A 3786-nucleotide genomic window follows, 5' to 3' on the forward strand; every position below is an offset into this window, starting at 1 on the left:
TTTTATATGATTATCAATTTAACTAGCCGTTGTTAATTTTTAGTACCATATCTTGATGCGGTATACCGTCCTCTAAATATGCATCCCCTGTACACTTAAAACCAAATGACTCATAAAAGTCCAGTAAATAGGTTTGCGCACCGATAACTATGTCCCGTTCAGGCCAATGCGTTTTACAACACGCTATTGCCTGTTCAACCAATTTACTAGCGATCCCCTTTCCTCTGTGATGCTCACTAACTAGAACACGTCCAATTGCGCTGTACTGTCCGTTTTTTTCATAACAACGGGCGTAGCCCATTAACTGCATATTATCTAACGTATAAATATGCTGAGTAGTTTCAGAAGTATCAACATCATCCAGCTCAGGGTAAGGGCACTTTTGCTCTACAACAAATACGTCTACGCGCCCTTTCATAATTAAAAACAAGGTATGAGGGGTCAGTTTATCAAATGGTTCACAGTTAAAATGCATGGTAATCCTTAAACAAAAACCCAGCTGAAGCTGGGTTTAGTATCGCTATAGTACGAAATGAAAATAAAATTACATTCATCGCTGTATAGTGTAAAAAAGTATCAAGCGAATAAACGCTCTAACTGATCACATAACTGAGACAAGTTTACATGGTCATGTTCAATGGTAACATCAATATACCCATCGCCTCTAAATGCACGGTCAAGCTCAATTAAAACGTGAGTTTTGTGGGCTTCTGGTACAAATGACAACTCGATTTCTTGAATTCCAAATAAGCTTCTGCTGTTAGGTTTATATTCAAGCTCTTGGTAACAACCTGAAACAGAAGCAAACGTAGAGGCACGTAAAAAACCTTTTTCAACATCAGCTTTAGATAAACTAAACCCTAATTTATCCATTGCCTGCATACACGTTTTCACTGCTTCATTTGGATAAATATGAAGATGGTCTTTATCTGTTGGATCTAATGCTAAGTCAATATCTAATCCGGTTTCTATCCAAACATGGGACTGGTTGTAACCTGCGTTAATTTCAGTGATCGGTGTTTCTGAATGCAAACGCGCTTCAAAAGGTATGCTTTTTACGTCACCGGGTTCCAACTTACCTATATCTGTAATTCGCCATTGATCAATTACATGATTAGTAAAATAATCACCTTCATCACCAGCCACTTTAACACGGGTCATTAGTAATAAATCTAAGCCTGCAATTTCTTGGCTAACGTCACCTGCTGTAATGACAATATTAGCGTTAAAAAGTTGACCTGGTTGCAGATGTTCAGTCTCTAAAATAGTGTCAACTTTTGCTGCACCAATACCTACTGATGCTAAAATCTTTTTAAACATATAATTCTCCTTAAGCTGAGCCGCTCTTAAATATGCCCTAACTTAAACGTCTTCGTTATCTCATCTTAACCATAATTAAAAGCCGTTGTCAGTTTAAAAGTAGGATTTAAATGCTTTTAAGGGTTAAATACGCATAATTTGTGCATTTATCATCCAAGCAAGATGTTAAAAGCGACTAAATAAACAAAGCTCAAGTGGTATATTTAATTTTCATTAATCGCTGTTTTTAGCTACACTGCAGTACCAAATGATGTAATTTTAAGTATTATGGAACTAATCTACTTTGCTACCGCATTTGTGTGTGGTTTTGCCATTTATCAATTAAAACTTCCCCCTCTTATTGGCTTTTTGCTGGCGGGCTTTGCGCTTAATCTAGCTGGTTATAAAAGTACAGAATTACTTGATACAATCGCCGCATTGGGCGTTACTTTGTTGCTGTTCAGTATTGGCTTAAAACTTAAAGTAAAAAGCTTAATAAAACCCCAAGTGTGGGCACCTGCTTCCCTTCATATTATATTTAGTAGCGCTATTTTTAGCGGTTTCATGTTGTTATTAGGTGTGTTTGCCCTGCCCCTTTTTGTTGACTTAAGTTGGCAAAGTGCCTTGTTGGTCGGCTTTGCTCTTAGCTTTTCAAGCACTGTATTTGCGGTAAAAGTATTAGAAGAGCGCGGTGAAATGGCCAGCCTACACGGTAAAATCGCTATTGGTATACTTGTAATGCAAGATATTTTTGCGGTTATATTTTTAGCTATTAGTACAGGAAAAGTACCGAACATTTGGGCGCTAGCTATTATTATTGCCTTGCCTTTAATACGCCCTATTATGTATTTTATGCTCAACCGTTCTAAGCATGGTGAACTGCTTCCTTTATTTGGTTTCTTTTTTGCGCTTGTTGCTGGTTATAACGCATTTGAATTTGCAGGCCTTAAAGGTGATTTGGGTGCGCTGATCATAGGTATGATGTTTGCCCCACATAAAAAAGCGGGCGAGCTATCAAAATCCTTACTCAACTTAAAAGATATTTTACTTGTCGGTTTTTTCTTAAGCATTGGTTTAAATGCTGAACTAACAGTTGATTCGCTTATCATTGCCATTGTGCTTATTTTTGTACTCCCTGTTAAAGTTATTCTTTATTATGTGTTCACGAATGCGTTTAAACTACGTGCACGTACCTCGCTACTTACCGCATTTACCTTATCTAACTACAGTGAATTTGGCTTGATTGTATGTGCTGTTGCAGCTTCAACAGGTATTATTACCCCTGAATGGTTAGCCGTTATGGCTATTGCGGTATCTATTACCTTTGTTATTGCCTCACCCCTTAACAAACGCTCTAATGAATTATATGTAAAAGTAGAAAGCTGGTTAGTAAAGTTTGAAAGCAAAACACGCCTAGCCGAAGAATTACCAGTAAACCTTAATGATACAAAAATTGTTATTTTTGGTATGGGCCGTATTGGCACCGGTGCTTATGAAACTATCAATATGACTCACCCCAATTTAGTAGCGGGTATAGATATAAAACCCGAAGTTGTCGATAAACATATAAGTAGAGGCCGTAAAGTACTGATTGCAGACGCTACCGACCCTGACTTTTGGCAACGTGTAAACCACTCTCACGTTGAAATGGTCATGTTAGCAATGCCAAAACACATGCAGAACATTTTTGCATTAGAGCAGCTTCAAGCGTCAGGTTACACAGGGCAAGTTACTGCAATTGCAAACTACCCAGATCAACAAAAAGAGCTTGAAAGTATGGGTGTGCACTCAACGTATAACTTTTACTTAGAAGCCGGTAGTGGTTTTGCTGAACATGTAAAACAAGAATTGTTTGGTGAAAAATAGTATTTACTATGTGTAAAGGCACAAAAACAATTTTTTTCATGAGTAAATAAATAAAAAGCAATTGTATTTACATTCCTTTACAAGTGCATGCACCACGTCTGCAAAAAACAGGTAAACTGTCTTCGTTGGTTAAATATAACCCATGTTAAATACAACCTAGTTAGACTCCAGCTAACAAAAGTTGTGTCGGGCTTTTTACACCAACAAAAATTCTTAAATCAGAGGGCCTACTCCCTCACTCAATAGGCTGTTTCTTGCCCGTCACAGCCTATTTTATTACTCTAAAATACCTTACACTAACCCCATTGATACACTTAAAAGCAAACCTATGGATCCGGAACAATTAAAAATTGCCATAAACACTAAAATGCCGTTTGGAAAATATTCAGGTCGTCCATTATTATTACTTCCCGAACCTTACTTAGTTTGGTTTAAACAGCAAGGTTTTCCTGATTCAAAACTAGGCAGTCAGTTAGCTATGATGTACGAGGTTAAGCTAAATGGCTTAGAGCAAATGCTTATGCCATTGCTAGAAAAAAAATAAAATTTTACGAAACTATTTTATAAATTGGCGGTCTATTTAATTGCTACTTGTTGATTTTGGTTTTAACCACAAAAAAA

Annotated in this window: 4 protein-coding genes; 2 read left to right on the forward strand and 2 right to left on the reverse strand. The window is 37.1% G+C overall.

Going from position 1 to position 3786, the window contains the following annotated elements:
• Positions 1-22: 22 nt before the first annotated feature.
• On the reverse strand, positions 23-475 hold the full coding sequence (locus P20480_RS12095) for a GNAT family N-acetyltransferase (protein ID WP_008128456.1): 453 nt from the start codon (positions 473-475) through the stop codon (positions 23-25).
• Positions 476-576: 101 nt separating this feature from the next.
• Positions 577-1320 (reverse strand): sporulation protein, encoded by a 744-nt coding sequence (locus P20480_RS12090; protein WP_008128459.1) that lies wholly within the window; start codon positions 1318-1320, stop codon positions 577-579.
• 267 nt (positions 1321-1587) lie between these two features.
• Between P20480_RS12090 and P20480_RS12085 the strand changes: the two genes are divergently transcribed.
• Together P20480_RS12085 and P20480_RS12080 are read left to right on the forward strand one after the other, a co-directional pair.
• Entirely contained in the window at positions 1588-3165 is a 1578-nt protein-coding gene (locus P20480_RS12085; protein WP_008128460.1) for a cation:proton antiporter family protein, read from the forward strand.
• A gap of 328 nt (positions 3166-3493) precedes the next feature.
• Positions 3494-3709, forward strand: coding sequence for a DUF3820 family protein (locus P20480_RS12080; protein ID WP_006793920.1), 216 nt, complete (start codon positions 3494-3496; stop codon positions 3707-3709).
• The last annotated feature ends 77 nt before the right edge of the window (positions 3710-3786 follow it).

Source organism: Pseudoalteromonas sp. BSi20480 (assembly GCF_000241365.1).
GTDB lineage: Bacteria > Pseudomonadota > Gammaproteobacteria > Enterobacterales > Alteromonadaceae > Pseudoalteromonas > Pseudoalteromonas marina.

Excerpts from the sequence above, each read along its gene's own strand:
- P20480_RS12095 (WP_008128456.1), bottom strand. The coding sequence starts at position 475 with ATGCATTTTAACTGTGAACCATTTGATAAACTGACCCCTCATACCTTG.
- P20480_RS12090 (WP_008128459.1), bottom strand. The coding sequence starts at position 1,320 with ATGTTTAAAAAGATTTTAGCATCAGTAGGTATTGGTGCAGCAAAAGTT.
- P20480_RS12085 (WP_008128460.1), top strand. The coding sequence starts at position 1,588 with ATGGAACTAATCTACTTTGCTACCGCATTTGTGTGTGGTTTTGCCATT.
- P20480_RS12080 (WP_006793920.1), top strand. The coding sequence starts at position 3,494 with ATGGATCCGGAACAATTAAAAATTGCCATAAACACTAAAATGCCGTTT.